This window comes from Mucilaginibacter ginsenosidivorax, assembly GCF_007971525.1.
Lineage (GTDB): Bacteria > Bacteroidota > Bacteroidia > Sphingobacteriales > Sphingobacteriaceae > Mucilaginibacter > Mucilaginibacter ginsenosidivorax.
The window spans coordinates 1679822-1697581 of the sequence record NZ_CP042437.1 but is presented as its reverse complement, the minus strand read 5'-3'; the positions used below and the strand labels follow the sequence as shown (position 1 = coordinate 1697581).

General features: G+C 40.8%; 25 protein-coding genes. 22 read left to right on the top strand and 3 right to left on the bottom strand.

Annotation, left to right across the window (positions count from 1 at the left end; all coding sequences use genetic code 11):
- The 18 genes from rplX to rplQ all read left to right on the top strand — a co-directional run bounded on the left by rplX (nucleotide 1) and on the right by rplQ (nucleotide 9913).
- A complete protein-coding gene (gene rplX, locus FSB76_RS07090; protein WP_147052923.1) occupies nucleotides 1-345 on the top strand; it encodes a 50S ribosomal protein L24 in 345 nt (114 codons plus the stop codon).
- Nucleotides 345-908, top strand: a complete 564-nt coding sequence (gene rplE, locus FSB76_RS07085) for a 50S ribosomal protein L5 (protein ID WP_090643407.1) — start codon at nucleotides 345-347, stop codon at nucleotides 906-908. Before rplX ends, rplE begins: the two co-directional genes overlap by 1 nt.
- Nucleotides 901-1170 carry a 30S ribosomal protein S14 gene (gene rpsN / locus FSB76_RS07080; RefSeq protein WP_090643411.1) on the top strand — a complete coding sequence of 90 codons (270 nt, stop codon included), beginning with the start codon at nucleotides 901-903 and terminating at the stop codon, nucleotides 1168-1170. The genes rplE and rpsN overlap by 8 nt, the downstream gene beginning before the upstream one ends.
- A gap of 189 nt (nucleotides 1171-1359) precedes the next feature.
- Nucleotides 1360-1758, top strand: coding sequence for a 30S ribosomal protein S8 (gene rpsH, locus FSB76_RS07075; RefSeq protein WP_090643415.1), 399 nt, complete (start codon nucleotides 1360-1362; stop codon nucleotides 1756-1758).
- Between the two features lie 16 nt (nucleotides 1759-1774).
- Nucleotides 1775-2332: a 50S ribosomal protein L6 gene (gene rplF / locus FSB76_RS07070; RefSeq protein ID WP_090643419.1), complete on the top strand. Its 558-nt coding sequence runs from the start codon at nucleotides 1775-1777 to the stop codon at nucleotides 2330-2332.
- Between the two features lie 5 nt (nucleotides 2333-2337).
- A complete protein-coding gene (gene rplR / locus FSB76_RS07065; RefSeq protein ID WP_090643423.1) occupies nucleotides 2338-2688 on the top strand; it encodes a 50S ribosomal protein L18 in 351 nt (116 codons plus the stop codon).
- 12 nt (nucleotides 2689-2700) lie between these two features.
- Nucleotides 2701-3219 (top strand): 30S ribosomal protein S5, encoded by a 519-nt coding sequence (rpsE, locus tag FSB76_RS07060; protein ID WP_090643427.1) that lies wholly within the window; start codon nucleotides 2701-2703, stop codon nucleotides 3217-3219.
- 6 nt (nucleotides 3220-3225) lie between these two features.
- The gene (gene rpmD, locus FSB76_RS07055; RefSeq protein ID WP_147052922.1) at nucleotides 3226-3405 is read left to right on the top strand and encodes a 50S ribosomal protein L30; all 180 of its coding nucleotides are present in this window, start codon (nucleotides 3226-3228) and stop codon (nucleotides 3403-3405) included.
- A gap of 4 nt (nucleotides 3406-3409) precedes the next feature.
- Entirely contained in the window at nucleotides 3410-3856 is a 447-nt protein-coding gene (gene rplO / locus FSB76_RS07050; protein ID WP_090643436.1) for a 50S ribosomal protein L15, read from the top strand.
- A gap of 7 nt (nucleotides 3857-3863) precedes the next feature.
- Nucleotides 3864-5204, top strand: coding sequence for a preprotein translocase subunit SecY (secY, locus tag FSB76_RS07045; protein WP_147052921.1), 1341 nt, complete (start codon nucleotides 3864-3866; stop codon nucleotides 5202-5204).
- Between the two features lie 6 nt (nucleotides 5205-5210).
- Nucleotides 5211-6002 carry a type I methionyl aminopeptidase gene (map, locus tag FSB76_RS07040; RefSeq protein ID WP_147052920.1) on the top strand — a complete coding sequence of 264 codons (792 nt, stop codon included), beginning with the start codon at nucleotides 5211-5213 and terminating at the stop codon, nucleotides 6000-6002.
- Nucleotides 6003-6065: 63 nt separating this feature from the next.
- Nucleotides 6066-6284 (top strand): translation initiation factor IF-1, encoded by a 219-nt coding sequence (gene infA, locus FSB76_RS07035; protein WP_090643449.1) that lies wholly within the window; start codon nucleotides 6066-6068, stop codon nucleotides 6282-6284.
- Between the two features lie 7 nt (nucleotides 6285-6291).
- A complete protein-coding gene (gene rpmJ / locus FSB76_RS07030; RefSeq protein ID WP_074487407.1) occupies nucleotides 6292-6408 on the top strand; it encodes a 50S ribosomal protein L36 in 117 nt (38 codons plus the stop codon).
- Between the two features lie 89 nt (nucleotides 6409-6497).
- A complete protein-coding gene (gene rpsM / locus FSB76_RS07025) occupies nucleotides 6498-6875 on the top strand; it encodes a 30S ribosomal protein S13 (RefSeq protein ID WP_090643454.1) in 378 nt (125 codons plus the stop codon).
- Nucleotides 6876-7003: 128 nt separating this feature from the next.
- On the top strand, nucleotides 7004-7393 hold the full coding sequence (gene rpsK / locus FSB76_RS07020) for a 30S ribosomal protein S11 (protein WP_090643458.1): 390 nt from the start codon (nucleotides 7004-7006) through the stop codon (nucleotides 7391-7393).
- Nucleotides 7394-7457: 64 nt separating this feature from the next.
- Nucleotides 7458-8066 carry a 30S ribosomal protein S4 gene (gene rpsD / locus FSB76_RS07015; RefSeq protein ID WP_090643461.1) on the top strand — a complete coding sequence of 203 codons (609 nt, stop codon included), beginning with the start codon at nucleotides 7458-7460 and terminating at the stop codon, nucleotides 8064-8066.
- Between the two features lie 95 nt (nucleotides 8067-8161).
- Complete coding sequence (locus FSB76_RS07010) at nucleotides 8162-9154, top strand: DNA-directed RNA polymerase subunit alpha (RefSeq protein WP_090643464.1); 993 nt, start codon at nucleotides 8162-8164, stop codon at nucleotides 9152-9154.
- A gap of 213 nt (nucleotides 9155-9367) precedes the next feature.
- Complete coding sequence (rplQ, locus tag FSB76_RS07005) at nucleotides 9368-9913, top strand: 50S ribosomal protein L17 (RefSeq protein ID WP_147052919.1); 546 nt, start codon at nucleotides 9368-9370, stop codon at nucleotides 9911-9913.
- Between the two features lie 96 nt (nucleotides 9914-10009).
- Here rplQ and FSB76_RS07000 read toward each other — a convergent pair whose 3' ends face one another.
- Nucleotides 10010-10279, bottom strand: coding sequence for a GNAT family N-acetyltransferase (locus FSB76_RS07000; protein WP_262713504.1), 270 nt, complete (start codon nucleotides 10277-10279; stop codon nucleotides 10010-10012).
- Nucleotides 10254-10544: a hypothetical protein gene (locus FSB76_RS32460; protein ID WP_225976557.1), complete on the bottom strand. Its 291-nt coding sequence runs from the start codon at nucleotides 10542-10544 to the stop codon at nucleotides 10254-10256. Before FSB76_RS32460 ends, FSB76_RS07000 begins: the two co-directional genes overlap by 26 nt.
- A gap of 722 nt (nucleotides 10545-11266) precedes the next feature.
- Between FSB76_RS32460 and dnaK the strand changes: the two genes are divergently transcribed.
- On the top strand, nucleotides 11267-13168 hold the full coding sequence (dnaK, locus tag FSB76_RS06995) for a molecular chaperone DnaK (protein WP_090643479.1): 1902 nt from the start codon (nucleotides 11267-11269) through the stop codon (nucleotides 13166-13168).
- 183 nt (nucleotides 13169-13351) lie between these two features.
- On the opposite strand, the gene FSB76_RS06990 is transcribed toward dnaK, so the two are convergent.
- The gene (locus tag FSB76_RS06990; protein ID WP_147052917.1) at nucleotides 13352-13759 is read right to left on the bottom strand and encodes a hypothetical protein; all 408 of its coding nucleotides are present in this window, start codon (nucleotides 13757-13759) and stop codon (nucleotides 13352-13354) included.
- 147 nt (nucleotides 13760-13906) lie between these two features.
- Between FSB76_RS06990 and pdeM the strand changes: the two genes are divergently transcribed.
- From pdeM to FSB76_RS06975, 3 genes are all read left to right on the top strand, one after another.
- Nucleotides 13907-14572, top strand: coding sequence for a ligase-associated DNA damage response endonuclease PdeM (pdeM, locus tag FSB76_RS06985; RefSeq protein WP_225976442.1), 666 nt, complete (start codon nucleotides 13907-13909; stop codon nucleotides 14570-14572).
- Nucleotides 14573-14732: 160 nt separating this feature from the next.
- Complete coding sequence (locus tag FSB76_RS06980; RefSeq protein WP_147052916.1) at nucleotides 14733-15515, top strand: succinate dehydrogenase cytochrome b subunit; 783 nt, start codon at nucleotides 14733-14735, stop codon at nucleotides 15513-15515.
- Between the two features lie 184 nt (nucleotides 15516-15699).
- Nucleotides 15700-17634: a fumarate reductase/succinate dehydrogenase flavoprotein subunit gene (locus tag FSB76_RS06975; protein WP_147052915.1), complete on the top strand. Its 1935-nt coding sequence runs from the start codon at nucleotides 15700-15702 to the stop codon at nucleotides 17632-17634.
- Nucleotides 17635-17760: the final 126 nt, after the last annotated feature.

The following is a 17760-nucleotide window of genomic DNA, read 5'->3' as shown; positions in this document are numbered from 1 at the left end:
ATGGAAAAGAAAAAAGTTGCAACACCAGGCAAACTGAAAATTCGCAAAGGCGACCTGGTAAAAGTTATAGCCGGCGATTCAAAAGGATCGCAAGGTAAAGTAGTTGAGGTGATAATAGCAAAAAACAGGGCTGTTGTTGAAGGTGCCAATATGGTATCAAAACATACCAAACCTAATGCTGCTAACCCTAACGGCGGAATTGTTAAACAAGAGGCTGCTATACATATTTCAAACCTTGCGCTGGTTGACCCTAAATCAGGTAATACAACCCGTGTTGGCCGTAAATTGAACGATGCCGGCAAATTAGTAAGGGTAGCAAAAAAATCAGGGGAGGAAATTAAGTAATGACTTACGTACCAAGATTAAAAACAAAATACAAGGACGAAATTCGCACCGCGCTGAAAGATAAATTTCAGTACAAAAGCGTAATGCAGGTTCCTAAACTGGAGAAAATTGCCATTAACCAGGGTGTTGGCGGTGCTACTACCGATAAAAAACTTATCGAGAACACCATCACCGAGTTAACAACCATCACTGGCCAGCAGGCAGTATCTTCAAAATCTAAAAAAGATATCTCGAACTTTAAATTGCGTAAAAATATGCCGGTTGGCGTACGTGTTACCTTGCGTGACAACACAATGTATGAGTTTTTAGATCGTTTAATCGCTGTTGCCCTGCCACGTATCCGTGACTTTAAAGGCATCAACGACAAAGGTTTTGACGGCAGAGGTAACTATACTTTAGGTATTACAGAGCAAATTATATTCCCTGAGATAAATATTGACAAAATCAATAAAATCCAAGGTATGGATATTACCTTTGTAACCTCCGCAACAAACGATGTTGAAGCATTGGAGTTGTTGAAACAATTTGGATTACCATTTAAAAATCAAAATAGCAATGGCTAAAGAAGGTGTAAAAGCTCGTGAAGTAAAGCGCGCTAAATTGGTTGCTAAATACGCAGAGAAAAGAGCAGCCCTTAAAGAAGCCGGCGATTACGTTGGTTTAGATAAATTACCTAAGGCATCATCTCCGGTAAAATTACACAACCGTTGTAAATTAACCGGCCGCCCACGTGGTTATATGCGTCAGTTTGGTATTTCACGCGTAACATTCCGTGAAATGGCCCTTGATGGCAAAATCCCGGGAGTAAAGAAAGCAAGCTGGTAAGCAAAAAATAGAATATCGGATTTCGGAATTTCAATTTCGGAATTTGATATTTTGTGTTAAATCGGAAATGGGAGTTTGACAAGGTAAATCCGAAATCGAACATCCTAAATACGAAATACAAAATGAATTAACCGATGGAAGGTCGTCCCGGATGTTACGGGAAGGAAACCACCATCATAACCCAATAAAATGAATACAGATCCAATCGCAGATTATCTTACAAGAGTAAGGAATGCTATTAAAGCCAACCATAGGGTTGTTGAAATTCCTGCATCAAATCTGAAGAAGGAAATCACTAAGGTGCTTTTCGACAAAGGTTACATTGCCAATTACAAGTTTGAAGAAAATGGTCCGCAAGGCAGCATTAAAGTTGCTTTAAAGTACCACCCGATAACTAAAATTTCTGCTATCCGTAGCATTACGCGCATCAGTAAACCAGGTTTGAGGAAATACGCAGGCATGGAAAAAATGCCAAGAGTATTAAATGGTTTAGGTATCGCCATCCTGTCAACTTCTAAAGGCGTAATGTCTGATAAAGAAGCCCGTCAGCAAAATGTAGGTGGCGAAGTTTTATGCTACGTTTATTAATAGGAGAAATTAAGCAATGTCAAGAGTAGGAAAAGCACCGATAGCAATGCCAGCAGGAGTAACTGTTACCGTATCAGCAGATAATGTTGTTACCGTAAAAGGCCCTAAAGGTCAATTGCAGCAAGCGGTTGATAGCGATATCACCATTGCACAGGAAGATGGTCAGTTACTGGTTCAGCGCCCGTCTGATCAAAAACGTCACAAAGCATTACATGGTTTATACCGTGCGCTTATCAACAACATGGTAGTAGGCGTAACCGAAGGTTACAAAATACAACAGGAATTGGTTGGTGTAGGTTACCGTGCTACCAATACCGGTAATACATTAGATTTAGTGTTGGGTTACTCTCACCACTATGTATTTGAATTGCCAACAGAAATTAAAGTTACAACCACTGCTGATAAGGGTAAAAACCCAACTATCATACTTGAATCAATTGACAAACAGTTAATTGGCCAGGTAGCTGCAAAAATACGTTCGTTACGTACTCCAGAGCCTTACAAAGGTAAAGGTATTAAGTTTGTAGGCGAGATATTGAGAAGAAAAGCAGGTAAATCAGCATCTAAAAAATAATCGTCATGGGAGCTAAATTATCAAGAAGAGACAGGATTAAAAAAGGTATCAGAAAACGCCTTTCAGGATCAACAGAGCGTCCTCGCCTGTCAGTATACAGGAGCAATAAAGGTATTTACGCGCAGATCATTGACGATTTAACCGGTAAAACTATCGTATCAGCATCATCTTTATCAAAAGATTTTACCGCTGATGGCACAAAATCTGATCAATCAGTAGCCGTAGGCAAACTGGTAGCGCAGAAAGCTATCGCAGCAGGTATTAAAGATGTGGTTTTCGACAGGAACGGTTATTTGTACCATGGTCGTGTTAAGTCACTGGCCGAAGGTGCACGTGAAGGTGGTTTAAACTTTTAATCGAACAGAGAAATGTCAACAATCAACATAAAAAGAGTAAAAACAAGCGAGATCGAATTAAAAGACCGCTTGGTAAGCATACAGCGTGTTGCCAAAGTAACCAAAGGTGGCCGTACTTTCAGCTTTTCTGCCATCGTGGTAGTAGGTGACGAAAACGGTGTTGTAGGTTACGGATTAGGCAAAGCAAAAGAGGTTACCGAAGCTATTGCAAAAGGTATTGATGATGCTAAAAAGAACTTAGTTAAAGTTCCTATTATTAACAACACAATCCCTCACGAGCAAATTGGTAAATTCAGCGGCGGTTTCGTTTTCTTGAAACCAGCAGCAAACGGTACCGGTGTTATCGCGGGTGGTGCAATGCGTGCAGTGTTAGAGTCTGCAGGTATCCACAACGTGTTAGCAAAATCAAAAGGTTCATCAAATCCGCACAACGTGGTTAAAGCAACCGTATCTGCGTTATCACAATTACGTGATGCCCATACTGTAGCTCAGCAACGCGGCGTTAGTTTAGGTAAAGTATTTAACGGATAATCAGTCATGGCCAAAATCAAAATAACTCAGATTAAGAGCGTGATCGACAGAAGTGAGCGCCAAAAAAGGACCGTAGAAGCATTAGGCTTGCGTAAAATTAACCACAGTGTGGAAGTTGAGGCAACTGCAGCTATAATTGGTATGGTTAGAAAAGTTAACCACCTGGTAGCAGTAGAAAATATTTAATATCATGAATTTAAGTAATTTAAAACCTGCAGAAGGTTCTACTAAAAATAGGAAAAGAATTGGCCGTGGTACAGGTTCTGGCCGTGGCGGTACGTCAACCCGTGGCCACAAAGGCGCCGGTTCACGTTCAGGTACAAGCAGCAAGGTAGGTTTTGAAGGCGGTCAGATGCCTTTACAACGCCGTGTGCCTAAGGTTGGTTTTAAAAACCCTAACCGCGTAGAGTATACTGGTGTTAACCTTGATGTATTGCAAGAATTAGTAACAAAATACACACTTGATGTTGTTGATTTTGATACCTTGAAATTACATGGTTTGGTATCGCGTAACGACCTGGTTAAAATCCTGGGCCGTGGCGAATTAACTGCCAAATTAGAAGTTAAGGCACATGCATTTACTGCTACAGCTCAAAAAGCTATTGAAGCAGCTGGTGGTACCATAGTTAAGCTATAATTTTAGGATGAAGAAATTTTTCACCACATTATCCAATATCTGGAAAATAGAAGATTTAAGAGTGCGTATTATAAACACACTCTTATTTCTTGTAATATATCGTGTAGGTTCCTTTGTGGTACTACCGGGGGTTAATCCTGCGTCAGTAGCTAACCAAAAAGCAGAAGGATTAGTAGGATTGCTGAATATGTTTTCGGGAGGCTCGTTTTCACATGCCTCTATTTTTGCATTGGGTGTAATGCCTTATATTTCGGCTTCAATTGTGGTGCAATTATTGGGTATCGCGGTGCCTTATTTCACCAAATTACAAAAAGAGGGCGAAAGCGGCCGTAATAAGCTTAACCAGTGGACCCGTTACCTAACCATAGGTATTACGGCTTTGCAGGCTATAGGTTATTTAAAATCGCAGATCTCGCCAGAGGCTATGCTGATCAGTAACCCATTCTTTACTGTGCTTAATATGTTTGTTTTAACCGCAGGTACATTATTTGTAATGTGGTTGGGAGAAAAAATTACAGACAAAGGTATTGGTAACGGTATATCGCTTATCATCATGGTTGGTATTATAGCCCAATTACCAGGTGCATTTTTAACAGAGTTTACCTCACGTACCAGCGGTACAGGTGGTTTAATTACATTCATTGTTGAAATTGTAGGCTTAATTGGCGTGGTAATGTTTACTATCCTTATTGTACAGGGCACCCGTAAAATTGCGGTGCAGTATGCTAAGCGTATAGTAGGTAATAAACAATATGGCGGCGTGCGCCAGTATATACCGTTAAAGGTAAATGCTGCAGGTGTAATGCCTATCATATTTGCGCAGGCATTAATGTTTATACCGCAAACTGTACAACAGTTTATGCCAAACATTTCCTCAAATGGTATACTAATTGCGTTATCAAATTATAATTCATGGCAGCACAATACGCTGTTTGGCGTGTTAATTATCCTGTTTACTTACTTCTACACAGCTATTACGGTTAACCCTAACCAGATGGCTGATGATATGAAGAAGAACGGCGGGTTTATTCCGGGTGTTAAACCAGGTAAAGCAACTGCCGATTATATAGATGGTGTAATATCAAAAATTACCTTGCCTGGATCTGTTTTCCTTGCTATAATAGCAATTATACCGGCAATTGCCAGTTTAGTTGGTGTATCTCCAATCTTCGCGAGATTTTTTGGCGGCACATCGTTAATTATCCTGGTAGGTGTTGTGTTGGATACATTGCAACAGATAGAAAGCCACCTGTTGATGCGCCATTATGATGGTTTAATGAAAACCGGACGAATTAAAGGACGTACAGCAATGCCAGCTGCTGCCGGAACAAGTCCGACAGCGATCTAATAAGGAATGTCGAAAATAATTTACAAGTCTGCCGAGGAAATAGAGTTGATCCGGGAAAGCGCACTGCTGGTGTCAAGAACACATGCAGAGGTTGCTAAAGTAATAGGCCCGGGTGTTACCACTATCGAACTCGACAGACTTGCTGAAACCTTTATACGTGATAACGGCGGTATCCCCGCTTTTTTAAACTACGGTGGGTTTCCCTACTCCCTCTGCATATCATTAAATGACCAGGTAGTTCATGGTTTCCCCGGAAAACATGTATTGGTAGAAGGTGATTTAGTATCTGTTGATTGCGGTGCCATATTAAACGGTTTTGTAGGCGACTCGGCTTATACTTTTGCTATTGGTGAAGTAAGCGAAACAGTAAAAAAACTCATGCGGGTAACCAAAGAGTGTTTGGACCTGGGGGTTGCCAAAGCTGTTGTTGGTATGCGGATAGGGGATATAGGTTACGCGATACAGGAACACGCCGAGAAGAATGGCTTTGGAGTTGTTAAAGAGCTTGTGGGGCATGGCGTGGGGGTTAAACTTCACGAAAAACCCGAAGTGCCTAACTACGGTAAACGTGGATCGGGCATTAAGCTTGAAGAGGGGATGGTAATTGCCATTGAACCAATGATAAATGCCGGCCGCGCCGGTGTTAAATTTTGGGATGATGGATGGACCGTATCAACTGTAGATAAAAAAGCATCTGCTCATTATGAGCATACTGTTGCGATAGGCAAAGGAAAACCAGACATTTTATCAACGTTTGAGTATGTTGATAATGTTTTAAAAGAAAAGAATAATAATTAAATAATTTTTATTAATTTTGCATCCCGGTTTTAGGGCGGATAATTAAGTAAAAATCAACAAAATATGGCTAAACAATCTTCGATCGAACAAGACGGTACAATTAGAGAGGCATTGTCAAATGCAATGTTCAGGGTTGAGCTGGAGAACGGTCATGAGATTATAGCCCATATTTCCGGCAAGATGCGTATGCACTACATCAAAATTTTACCTGGCGACAGGGTGAAATTAGAAATGAGTCCGTACGATTTGAGTAAGGGTAGAATAACCTATAGATATAAATAAAAACGAGATGAAAGTTAGAGCATCCATTAAAAAACGCAGCGCAGATTGCAAAATCATTCGCCGTAACGGGAAACTTTACGTTATTAACAAGAAGAATCCTAAGTACAAACAACGCCAGGGCTAAGAACAATTTTGAATTGGAGAATGTTGAATTACTGATTAGTAGTATTCGATAATTCAATAATTCGATAACTCAATAAATTAAGATAAAATATGGCAAGGATATCAGGTATTGATTTACCAAAGAATAAAAGAGGAGAAATCGGACTTACTTACATTTTCGGTATAGGTCGCTCAACAGCTCAAAAGATTTTGACTGAGGCAGGTATCGATTTTAATACAAAAGTACAGGACTGGACCGATGAGCAGTTAGCCTCAATCCGTGGAATCATCAACGATCAAATTAAAGTAGAAGGTTCACTTCGTTCAGAAGTGCAATTGAACATTAAACGTTTGATGGACATTGGTTGCTACCGTGGTACACGTCACCGTAAAGGTTTACCATTACGTGGTCAGCGTACTAAAAACAACTCACGTACCCGTAAAGGAAAACGTAAAACAGTTGCTAACAAAAAGAAAGCTACTAAGTAGTAAATAACGATTGGTTGGCGGCGGGTAGTTATATACTTTAAGCTTACCAGGAATAAAAATTATAATCACGATTAGTGGGTCAGGGTTATTCTATAATCCAGTAATTCATTAATTCAATAATTAAAAAAATGGCTAAAAGTAAAAAAGTTACCAAAAAGCGCATTGTGATTGTTGAGCCGGTTGGCGAAGCACACATCAATGCTACTTTTAACAACATCATCATTACCCTTACCAACAAAACCGGACAGGCTATTTCATGGTCATCTGCGGGTAAAATGGGTTTTAAAGGTTCAAAAAAGAACACCCCTTATGCTGCCGGTCAGGCTGCTGCCGATTGCGGTAAAGTTGCTTATGACTTTGGTTTGCGTAAAGTAGAAGTGTTTGTAAAAGGCCCTGGTGCTGGTCGTGAGTCGGCTATCCGTACTTTGCAAACTGCAGGTATCGAAGTTACCACTATCAAAGACATTACGCCGCTTCCACACAATGGTTGCCGTCCGTCTAAAAGAAGAAGAGTTTAATTAACAGATTTTAAAGCTAAGATTCTACAGCTACAGGCTGTAAGATACTTTAAAAATACACAAAATGGCCAGATATACAGGACCTAAGTCCAAAATTGCACGTCGTTTCCGTGAGCCGATCTTCGGTCCGGATAAAGCGTTAGAACGTAAAAACTATCCACCGGGAATGCATGGCGCTTCAAAACGTCGTGGAAAACAATCTGAGTATTCAACTCAGTTAATGGAGAAACAAAAAGTTAAATACACTTACGGTGTATTAGAGCGTCAGTTCGAAAACTTGTTTCACCGCGCTTCGGCTAAAGAAGGTATCACAGGTGAAAACTTGCTGAAATTTTTAGAAGCCCGTTTAGATAACGCTGTTTATCGTTTAGGCATATCACCTACACGTTCAGGCGCCCGTCAGTTGGTTAACCACAAACACATTAATGTTAATGGCGCTGTTGTAAACATCGCATCATATGCATTAAAAGCGGGTGACGTTATCTCTGTACGTGAAAAATCTAAATCATTAGAAGCTATTACTACATCAGTAGCAGGCAGAAGAATCAACAAATACAGCTGGTTGGAGTGGGATGCAAATACCTTAACAGGTAAATTCCTTAACTATCCTAACCGCGATGAAATTCCTGAAAACATTAAGGAGAACTTAATCGTCGAGTTGTATTCAAAATAATAAAAATAATTATCCAGGGGATGGTTGGCATATTCTGTCAATCATTTTCGTGGTTAAAATCATTTCAATTAGTAAACAATAAATAAAGGATATAAATGGCAATTTTAGCATTTCAAAAACCAGACAAGGTTATCATGCAAAAAGCAAATGATTTTGATGGTACGTTTGAATTTCGTCCGTTAGAACCAGGTTTTGGTGTAACCATTGGTAATGCTCTGCGTCGTATCTTACTTTCATCACTCGAAGGTTATGCAATTACTTCAGTACGTTTTTCGGGAGTAACGCATGAGTTTTCAACCATCAAAGGTGTTGTTGAAGACGTAACCGAGATCATCTTGAACCTTAAACAGGTTCGTTTTAAAAAGACTGGTGAATCTGGCGATAGCGAGAAAATATTTGTTATTATAAATGGCCAGGATGCTTTTAAAGCCGGAGACATTACTAAATTCTCTAACAACTTTACAGTATTAAATCCTGATCTGGTTTTATGTAACATGGACTCATCAGTAACGCTTGAAATTGAGCTTACTGTTGGCAAAGGCCGTGGTTACGTGCCGAGCGAAGAGAATAAAAACCCTGATGCAAATGTTGGCGTAATCGCTATCGACTCTATCTATACGCCGATAAAGAACGTTAAATATACCATCGAAAACTATCGTGTTGAGCAAAAAACCGACTATGAAAAATTAGTATTGGATATTGCTACTGATGGTTCTGTTCATCCTGAAGATGCTTTGAAGGAAGCTGCAAAGATCCTTATCCAGCACTTTATGTTGTTCAGCGATGAAAACATGATGTTAGAAGCACAGGCTAAAGAAGAAACTAAAGAAGTTGATGAGGAAATTTTGCATATGCGCAAGATCCTTAAAACAGAATTGGTTGATCTTGATCTTTCTGTACGTGCATTAAATTGTCTTAAAGCTGCCGATATCCGCAGCCTGGCCGATTTAGTATCGTACGATGTTGCTGATATGTTAAAGTTCAGGAACTTTGGTAAAAAATCACTGACTGAAATCCAGGACCTGGTTAAATCAAAAGGCTTATCTTTTGGTATGAACCTGTCTAAATTTAAGTTAGACGAGGAATAAGATATAAGATGTTAGATTTGAGACATGAGATTTATCTCGCCTCCGATCTAACATTTTTTATTTAAGAATAAACCGGGATCAGGATAAAAGAAGAGAGTTTAAATCTCAAATCTGATATCTCACATCTCAAATCTAATACATAAATAGCGAAGGCATAATTCCGAAGGCTTGAGTAAATCGCCGGACGGTATGCACGTGAAATAATTTAAAACAATGAGACACGGAAACAAAAACAATCACTTAGGCCGTACTACCAGCCATCGCAAGGCGATGCTGTCAAACATGGCAACTTCGCTTATCCTACACAAGCGTATTACTACAACATTAGCTAAAGCAAAAGTTTTGCGCGGTTATATCGAACCACTTTTAACTAAATCAAAAAGCGATACTACGCACTCTCGTCGTACAGTGTTTAGCTACCTGCAAGATAAAGATGCTACAACAATCCTTTTCCGCGAGATTGCTGAGAAGATTGCTAACCGCCCAGGTGGTTACACCCGTATCATCAAGTTAGAAAACCGTTTAGGTGACAATGCCGAAATGGCGATCATCGAGTTGGTAGATTATAACACAGTTTATGGTGTTGATACTGCTGCGGTAACTAAAAAATCAACCCGCCGTCGTGGTGGTTCAGCAAAAGCTAAAACAGCGGCACCAGTTGCAGCTGAAGAAGCAGTAGTTGTTGAAGAAGCTAAAGAAGCACCTGTTGCTGAAGCTCCTGCAGCCGATGCTCCGGAAACTGAAGAAAAAGGAGAATAATTATCTTTTTCTTTTAGATATAAAAACGCCCTGTTCATTTGAGCAGGGCGTTTTTTTTGACATGATTTTCTGGATTGAAAAAGATTGACAGAATTATCAAATAAGTGTTTTTCTATTCAATCTATATGTCAGCAATCCTTCTATCTCCTCCACCTGCTCAAAGCCACACTTATCCATTAGCCTCCGCGATGGCAGGTTATCGGCATAAGTATGCACAATAATGGCTTTTACAAACGGATGCGTAAATGCCCATTTAATCATTGCCTGTATGGCCTCTGTCGCGAAGCCCTTGTTGTGCTGGTTGCCATCAATCATGTAGCCTATCTCTGCTTCACCACTGTCATTTGGATAGCCGGCAAAGCCCATGCCGCCGATGGATGTGTTTTGTGGTTTTATGCACCAGCTCCCAATCGGTATACCATAGGTATTTATCGGGGTAGGCGAGGGTATTGGGTAGCCAGAAGTTGTCCAGCGCATCGATGATTTCGGCATAATAAAATGGATCGACGAGCATAAAAGAAGGTGTTAGTCCCATGGAAGTCTCCATCAGCGCACGGTCTTGCCTCAGCAGCAAAAGTTGCTGGTGTGTTAACGGTATCAGTTTTAACCGTTCAGATTCTATAAAAAACATTTGATTTGTTTAGGAATTAAATAACAATAGTAAACCGGTTCTCTTTTTTAAAGTGAAGGTGAAGCTTTGTGGGCAAAGCTTTTGTTATACAATTCCAGGCGTAGTGATTAGCCTGTTTGATGTGTTTAGTAACAGAGGCGTTTTATTTGTTGGTATAAAGATGGGGATTTAGGTTGGAAATTACTAATGCTGTAATTTGATATAATCTATATTAGAGGTAGTAACGGATACCGGCCAGCGTGATTAAGGCCTGCGCATTATGAGCAAAGAGCCCGGCTGCGGGCAACGCCCTCGTTAGTTGATTAGGTGGAATGGTGAGTGGTTGACTAGGTTTTGCGTTATTTTAAATTCCATGTCCGCTGGTTCTATTCTAGTTGTTTTACCCGATTTTAAATCGCTTTTATTTTTCTGCATCTTAGCAATAAATGTTATGCTGTAGGGATTATTTTTATTTTGTTCTTTTCTTTCGGGTTGAACTTTATTGGCAGATTTTTCATAATACTAATCTAAGGTTTAAATATAGATTTAATGAAAACCTTTCACTTTTTACCTTTCTCCTTTTACCTCCAACGAAGCAATTTCTGCCAACCTGTCACCACAGTTTATGACTTTTCTGACGCAATAATTGTCATCCTGACCATATGCCCTGCCAAACGCGTTTGGCACAAACGTTGATAAATAGGAGTTGTAGTAAATTAATAAAATCAAGAAAAAACAATCATATGTCTAAAATAATTGGAATCGACTTAGGAACAACAAACTCCTGCGTGTCTGTAATGGAAGGTAACGAACCTGTAGTTATAGCAAATAGCGAGGGAAAACGTACTACGCCATCCGTTGTAGCTTTTATTGATAACGGCGAGCGTAAAGTTGGTGATCCGGCTAAACGTCAGGCAATCACTAACCCTACAAAAACCATTTCGTCTATCAAACGCTTTATGGGTAACCAGTTTAACGAAGTTACCAGCGAGGCTGCACGCGTACCTTACAAAGTGGTTAAAGGTGATAACAACACCCCACGTGTTGAAATTGGCGACCGTAAATACACTCCACAAGAGATTTCGGCCATGATCCTTCAGAAAATGAAGAAAACTGCTGAAGACTTTTTAGGAACTGAAGTTACTGAAGCCGTTATTACTGTACCTGCTTACTTTAACGATGCACAACGCCAGGCAACTAAAGAAGCCGGTGAAATTGCTGGTTTAAAAGTTCGCCGTATTATTAACGAACCTACTGCTGCTGCCCTGGCTTATGGCTTTGATAAAGCACACAAGGATATGAAAATTGCAGTTTTTGACTGCGGTGGTGGTACACATGACGTATCAATCCTTGAATTAGGTGACGGTGTATTTGAAGTAAAATCAACCGATGGTGATACTCACTTAGGTGGTGATGACTTTGACCAGGTAATTATTGACTGGTTAGCTGACGAATTTAAAAGCGACGAAGGTATTGATCTGCGTAAAGATCCAATGGCTTTACAGCGTTTAAAAGAATCAGCCGAAAAAGCTAAAATTGAGTTATCAAGTTCTGCACAAACAGAAATTAACTTGCCATACATTACTGCTGCCGATGGTATGCCTAAACACCTGGTTAAAACTTTAACCCGTGCTAAATTTGAGCAACTGGCAGATAGCCTGATTAAGCGTACTATTGAGCCTTGCAAAACAGCATTGAAAAATGCAGGTTACAGCACTTCAGATATCGACGAAGTTATCCTTGTAGGTGGTTCAACCCGTATCCCTGCTATTCAGGAAGCTGTTCAGAAATTCTTTGGCAAAACTCCATCAAAAGGTGTTAACCCAGATGAGGTTGTAGCTATCGGTGCTGCTATTCAAGGTGGTGTGTTAACAGGCGAAGTTAAAGATGTGTTGTTGTTAGATGTTACCCCGCTTTCATTAGGTATCGAAACTATGGGTGGTGTAATGACCAAATTAATTGAGTCGAACACAACTATCCCTACTAAAAAATCTGAAACTTTCTCAACTGCCAGCGATAGCCAGCCATCTGTTGAGATCCACATATTACAGGGTGAGCGCCCAATGGCTGCGGGTAACCGTACTATAGGCCGTTTCCACCTGGATGGTATTCCACCAGCACCTCGCGGTGTGCCTCAAATCGAAGTAACATTTGATATTGATGCCAACGGTATCTTGCATGTATCTGCTAAAGATAAAGCTACAGGTAAAGAGCAAAAAATTCGTATCGAGGCCTCTTCGGGTTTAACTGATGCCGAGATCAAAAAGATGAAGGATGAAGCTGAAGCTAATGCCGATGCCGATAAAAAAGCACGTGAAGAAGTTGAAAAACTTAACGGTGCCGATGCCCTGATCTTCTCGACAGAAAAACAACTGAAAGAGTACGGCGATAAAATTGGCGCTGATAAAAAAGCTCCTATTGAAGCTGGTTTAGCTAAGTTAAAAGAAGCTTACGCTGCTAAAAACTTCGACGCTATTGAAGCCGCTCAAACTGAACTGAACGCTGCATGGGCAACCGCATCTGAAGAGATGTACAAAGGTGCTGCCGATGGTGGTCAGCCTCAACCAGAAGCTAACGCAGGCGCACAAGATCATGGCGACACTGTAACTGATGTTGACTTTGAAGAAGTAAAAGACGAGAAATAATATCAAGTTTCGTTTAATATAGCAAAGCCCGGCTGAAGAAATTCAGCCGGGCTTTATTGCTATTAGCAGGTTTCCCTTTATTATATCATTTCGAGTTGTTACAGACGCTAATTGTATCTTCTGTAAAATTGCTTAACATTAAATATATAGGTTTAAAATAAAAAGCAATAACGCTGCTAAAGGCTATTGTTTTTTTAGGGTGTAAATAAAATTGTAGGTGCCCAGGGTTTTCGTCCATACCAGACTATCGCCTTTGGTGCTTTGTTTAAATGCGCCGTTTAGCAGCAAACTCCAGTTAAAATCAGCCGTATGTGCCAGGCTGTCTGTAAAAATTATTTCATTACCCGATATTACATAACTACCCCTGCTTTGTTGCGCTGCCGTGGAACCGCCCTGGTAAGTATTACCACTAATGGCAATTTCGGCGCTACCGTTAAGTAAGCCCGATCTATCGGTCATGGAAGCCGTATTTAAGCTCCTGAATGAACCTTTGTATGTTCCCTGTAGTTGCTGGGGTGTAATTTTATCATCTTTGCAGGCGGCTATTATAAAACAGGCAAATAAAAAAATTAAAGGGCGATGCGCTTTCATATAATTGGTTTTACATAATTACGGGTAATTATATTGTTGTGTTACAAGTGATTGAAAATATTAAAATTAAGTTGCGCCCCTTGCATATCCAATTATGCAACCTTATCAGGTTAGCCCCCCAAATAAATTCTTAACTTTGTTTTTGTTATGATGATTAGTGTGGCTACCTCCTTTAATTTACTCAACCAGGATCTGTTATTGCTGCCTCAAAAAGCCATTTACTGGCAACAGCAAAAAGCTTTAATAATAGCCGATGTGCACTTCGGTAAAGTGGGACATTTCCGCAAAGCAGGCATAGCTGTGCCCCGGGATATGGAACAAAGCGACCTGGCCACCTTATCTGACCTGGTGCATGAGTACAAGCCCGAAAAACTCATTTTCCTTGGCGATCTGTTTCACAGCGACATGAATAATGATTGGGATTGGTTTATCCTTTGGCGCAGTCAGTTTCCTGGACTGCAAATCATCCTGATAAGGGGCAATCATGATATTATAGCAGACAGTAACTACCAAAAGCTTAATATCGAACTGCATGACGAATTATTGATCGGCCCCTTCCTGATGCTGCACCATCCCTTACCCGACGATAAACTGCAAAACGCGGGCGGCTATGTTTTTTGCGGACACATCCATCCCGGTGTAAACCTGAGCGGCAAAGGCAGGCAAAGCATTACTTTACCTTGCTTTGCATTTGGCAGCAGGCAGGCAATATTCCCGTCATTTGGTAAATTTACCGGCAAAATAGCCATCCACAGCCGGCAGGCCGACAAAATTTTCGCTGTGTTGAAAGATAAAGTAGTCGCGATAGCTTAATGCGCCGTCCATTTGCAGGTTATTACAGCAGTAATTTTGTGTAATTGTATTGTAATTTCTTAGATTGATTCTAAATAACTTTTTAGAGGTTAATAAGCCGGATGCATTTATATCTTTTGGCATATAATAGATACTTTTGCCAAAATAAATCTAATTCATAATGAGCGAAATTAAACAAACCTTTAACTCATCGCTGGGCAAAAAGCTGATCATGGCTTTAACAGGCTTGTTTTTGTGTACTTTTATTATTGTACACCTTGGGGGCAACCTGTTGCTATTTAGCAACGATAACGGTTTTGGTTTTAATGTGTATGCCAACTTTCTTACACATTTTGCACCAATTGAAGTAATCGCCTATATCCTATACCTGTCTATAGTGGTACACGCGGTTTACGCATTAATTATTACGGTTAAAAACCGCAAATCACGTCCCGTAGGCTATGCTATTCAGCCAAAATCTGATGCTACCTGGTCATCAAAAAACATGGGCCTTTTGGGTTCTATCCTGTTGTTATTTATCGTTATTCACATGGGCGATTTTTGGTTCCGCTACCATAACGACAAACAAATGGGCTTTAAAGAGTACCGTACAGATCTTGCAACAGGCAAAACAACCGAGTCTGTTTACACACCTGTTTCAGAAGATTTTAACCATTCTGTTTCGGTAGAAAACAATGTAGAAATTGTAAGGGTAAAAGATTTGCATGCACGTGTAGTATTTAGCTTTAGCCATTTATGGTATGTAGTATTTTACGTGATTGCTATGGGTGCTTTATCATTCCACCTGTTGCATGGCTTCCAGAGCGCTTTCCGCACACTGGGTTGGGTACACCGTAAATACACACCTATTGTATATGCCATTGGCACCTGGTTCTTCGCGGTAATTATCCCGCTGGGCTTTGCGGCTATGCCGGTATATTACTATTTTGTAGTTAAAGGTTGATTAAAGTTAATATTGAGTTGATTAAGTTAGATTGAGTTGAATGAGTTAGATTGGGGTGAATGGGTTGGATTGAGTTGCATAGTGTGGTTTTAATACCTGCTTAACTTAATCAACCACTTAACTTAATCAACTTAATCCAACCCATTCAACCTAATCAACTACTCAAACATAAAATATAAAAGAAATGAGTTTAGATGCTAAAATTCCAGAAGGCCCATTAGCCCAAAAATGGAGCAAGCATAAATTTGACCTGAAGCTGGTTAACCCGGCCAACAAGCGTAAATACGATATCATTGTTGTAGGTACCGGTTTGGCAGGCGCATCAGCAGCAGCCTCATTGGCCGAGCTTGGTTATAACGTAAAGGCTTTTTGTTTCCAGGATAGTCCACGCCGTGCGCACTCTATTGCGGCACAAGGTGGTATTAACGCTGCAAAAAATTATCAGAACGACGGCGACAGTGTGTTCCGTTTGTTTTATGACACTATAAAAGGTGGCGATTACCGCGCCCGCGAAGGCAACGTATACCGCCTTGCCGAAGTATCGGTAAATATCATTGATCAGTGTGTTGCACAGGGTGTTCCCTTTGCACGCGAATATGGCGGCTTGCTGGATAACCGTTCATTCGGTGGTTCGCAGGTATCACGTACGTTTTATGCACGTGGCCAAACGGGACAGCAACTACTTTTAGGCGCTTACTCGGCATTAAACCGCCAGATACACGCCGGCAAAGTAAAAATGTATACCCGTACCGAAATGTTGGACGTGGTTACTATTGATGGCCATGCCAAAGGTATTGTTACCCGTAATATGATCACCGGTTCTATCGATACCCATGCCGGTCATGCGGTATTGTTATGTACGGGTGGTTATAGCAACGTTTTCTACCTATCAACAAACGCAATAGGTTCAAACGTAACAGCTGCCTGGAGGGCTCACAAACGTGGCGCATTCTTCGGAAACCCTTGCTATACCCAAATTCACCCAACCTGTATCCCGGTAACCGGCGATCATCAGTCGAAGCTAACGCTGATGTCTGAGTCGTTGCGTAACGATGGCCGTGTTTGGGCACCAAAAACGGTAGAAATTGCCGAGCAATTGCGTAAAGGAACCATTAAAGCCGACCAGGTAAAAGAGGATGACCGCGATTACTTCCTGGAACGTAAATACCCTGCCTTTGGTAACCTTGTGCCACGCGATGTAGCTTCACGTAACGCCAAAGAAATGGTTGCAGAAGGTAAGGGCGTAGGCGGCTCGGGTTTCGCTGTGTTCCTTGACTTTGCCGACGCCATCAAACGTTTGGGCGAAGACACTGTTAGGGCCAAATATGGTAACCTGTTTGATATGTACATCCAGATTACGGATGAAAACCCATACAAACAACCAATGCGTATTTACCCGGCTGTACACTATACCATGGGTGGCCTTTGGGTTGATTATAACCTGAGCACAACCGTACCTGGATTATATGCTTTGGGCGAATGTAACTTTAGCGACCACGGCGCTAACCGCCTGGGCGCTTCTGCTTTGATGCAGGGCTTATCTGATGGTTATTTTGTGATTCCTTATACCCTTGGCGATTACCTGGCTAAAATTGGCCCTAAAAAGGTTGATACTTCGCACCCGGCTTTTGAAGCCACTAAAAAGGATGTGATTACCTACATCAATAAATTGCTTGCTTTAAAAGGAAATAAAACCGTAAACGAGTATCACCGCGAACTTGGCCACATTATGTGGGAGTATTGCGGTATGGCCCGTACGGCAGAAGGTTTAACAAAAGCTAAAGGTTTAATTCAGGCTTTGAAAGCCGATTTCTGGGTTAATGCCATTGTAACAGGCGAAAATGAAGAAGTAAACGCTTCACTGGAAAGGGCCGGCCGGATTGCCGACTTTATCGAGCTTGGCGAACTAATGGTTGACGACGCTTTAATGCGTAACGAATCATGTGGTGGCCACTTCAGGGTTGAGTCGCAAACAGCAGATGGTGAAGCTTTACGCGACGATGAAAACTTCGCGTTTGTAGCCGCCTGGGAATTTAAAGGCGAAAACCAACCGGAAGAATTACACAAAGAACAACTGGTATTTGAAGCAGTTCATTTATCGCAAAGGAATTACGCGTAGGTAGATTTGAGATGTGAGATATGAGATTTGAGACAGGAGTTTCCAAATCTCATATTTAAATAGAAAAGAGAGGCTTATTTTTAAACGTTTAATAGGGCGCAATATCTAAAATCTCACATCTCATAT

Bases quoted from the DNA above. Each gene is read 5' to 3' on its own strand.
- rpsN (WP_090643411.1), top strand. From the start codon at position 901: ATGGCTAAAGAAGGTGTAAAAGCTCGTGAAGTAAAGCGCGCTAAATTG.
- FSB76_RS07010 (WP_090643464.1), top strand. From the start codon at position 8,162: ATGGCAATTTTAGCATTTCAAAAACCAGACAAGGTTATCATGCAAAAA.
- rplO (WP_090643436.1), top strand. From the start codon at position 3,410: ATGAATTTAAGTAATTTAAAACCTGCAGAAGGTTCTACTAAAAATAGG.
- secY (WP_147052921.1), top strand. From the start codon at position 3,864: ATGAAGAAATTTTTCACCACATTATCCAATATCTGGAAAATAGAAGAT.
- FSB76_RS06980 (WP_147052916.1), top strand. From the start codon at position 14,733: ATGAGCGAAATTAAACAAACCTTTAACTCATCGCTGGGCAAAAAGCTG.
- rpmJ (WP_074487407.1), top strand. From the start codon at position 6,292: ATGAAAGTTAGAGCATCCATTAAAAAACGCAGCGCAGATTGCAAAATC.
- rplX (WP_147052923.1), top strand. From the start codon at position 1: ATGGAAAAGAAAAAAGTTGCAACACCAGGCAAACTGAAAATTCGCAAA.
- FSB76_RS06975 (WP_147052915.1), top strand. From the start codon at position 15,700: ATGAGTTTAGATGCTAAAATTCCAGAAGGCCCATTAGCCCAAAAATGG.
- FSB76_RS06990 (WP_147052917.1), bottom strand. From the start codon at position 13,759: ATGAAAGCGCATCGCCCTTTAATTTTTTTATTTGCCTGTTTTATAATA.
- infA (WP_090643449.1), top strand. From the start codon at position 6,066: ATGGCTAAACAATCTTCGATCGAACAAGACGGTACAATTAGAGAGGCA.
- rplR (WP_090643423.1), top strand. From the start codon at position 2,338: ATGGGAGCTAAATTATCAAGAAGAGACAGGATTAAAAAAGGTATCAGA.
- dnaK (WP_090643479.1), top strand. From the start codon at position 11,267: ATGTCTAAAATAATTGGAATCGACTTAGGAACAACAAACTCCTGCGTG.
- FSB76_RS32460 (WP_225976557.1), bottom strand. From the start codon at position 10,544: ATGTTTTTTATAGAATCTGAACGGTTAAAACTGATACCGTTAACACAC.
- rplF (WP_090643419.1), top strand. From the start codon at position 1,775: ATGTCAAGAGTAGGAAAAGCACCGATAGCAATGCCAGCAGGAGTAACT.
- rpmD (WP_147052922.1), top strand. From the start codon at position 3,226: ATGGCCAAAATCAAAATAACTCAGATTAAGAGCGTGATCGACAGAAGT.
- rplE (WP_090643407.1), top strand. From the start codon at position 345: ATGACTTACGTACCAAGATTAAAAACAAAATACAAGGACGAAATTCGC.
- rplQ (WP_147052919.1), top strand. From the start codon at position 9,368: ATGAGACACGGAAACAAAAACAATCACTTAGGCCGTACTACCAGCCAT.
- rpsD (WP_090643461.1), top strand. From the start codon at position 7,458: ATGGCCAGATATACAGGACCTAAGTCCAAAATTGCACGTCGTTTCCGT.
- pdeM (WP_225976442.1), top strand. From the start codon at position 13,907: ATGATGATTAGTGTGGCTACCTCCTTTAATTTACTCAACCAGGATCTG.
- rpsM (WP_090643454.1), top strand. From the start codon at position 6,498: ATGGCAAGGATATCAGGTATTGATTTACCAAAGAATAAAAGAGGAGAA.
- rpsH (WP_090643415.1), top strand. From the start codon at position 1,360: ATGAATACAGATCCAATCGCAGATTATCTTACAAGAGTAAGGAATGCT.
- FSB76_RS07000 (WP_262713504.1), bottom strand. From the start codon at position 10,279: ATGGGCTTTGCCGGCTATCCAAATGACAGTGGTGAAGCAGAGATAGGC.
- rpsE (WP_090643427.1), top strand. From the start codon at position 2,701: ATGTCAACAATCAACATAAAAAGAGTAAAAACAAGCGAGATCGAATTA.
- rpsK (WP_090643458.1), top strand. From the start codon at position 7,004: ATGGCTAAAAGTAAAAAAGTTACCAAAAAGCGCATTGTGATTGTTGAG.
- map (WP_147052920.1), top strand. From the start codon at position 5,211: ATGTCGAAAATAATTTACAAGTCTGCCGAGGAAATAGAGTTGATCCGG.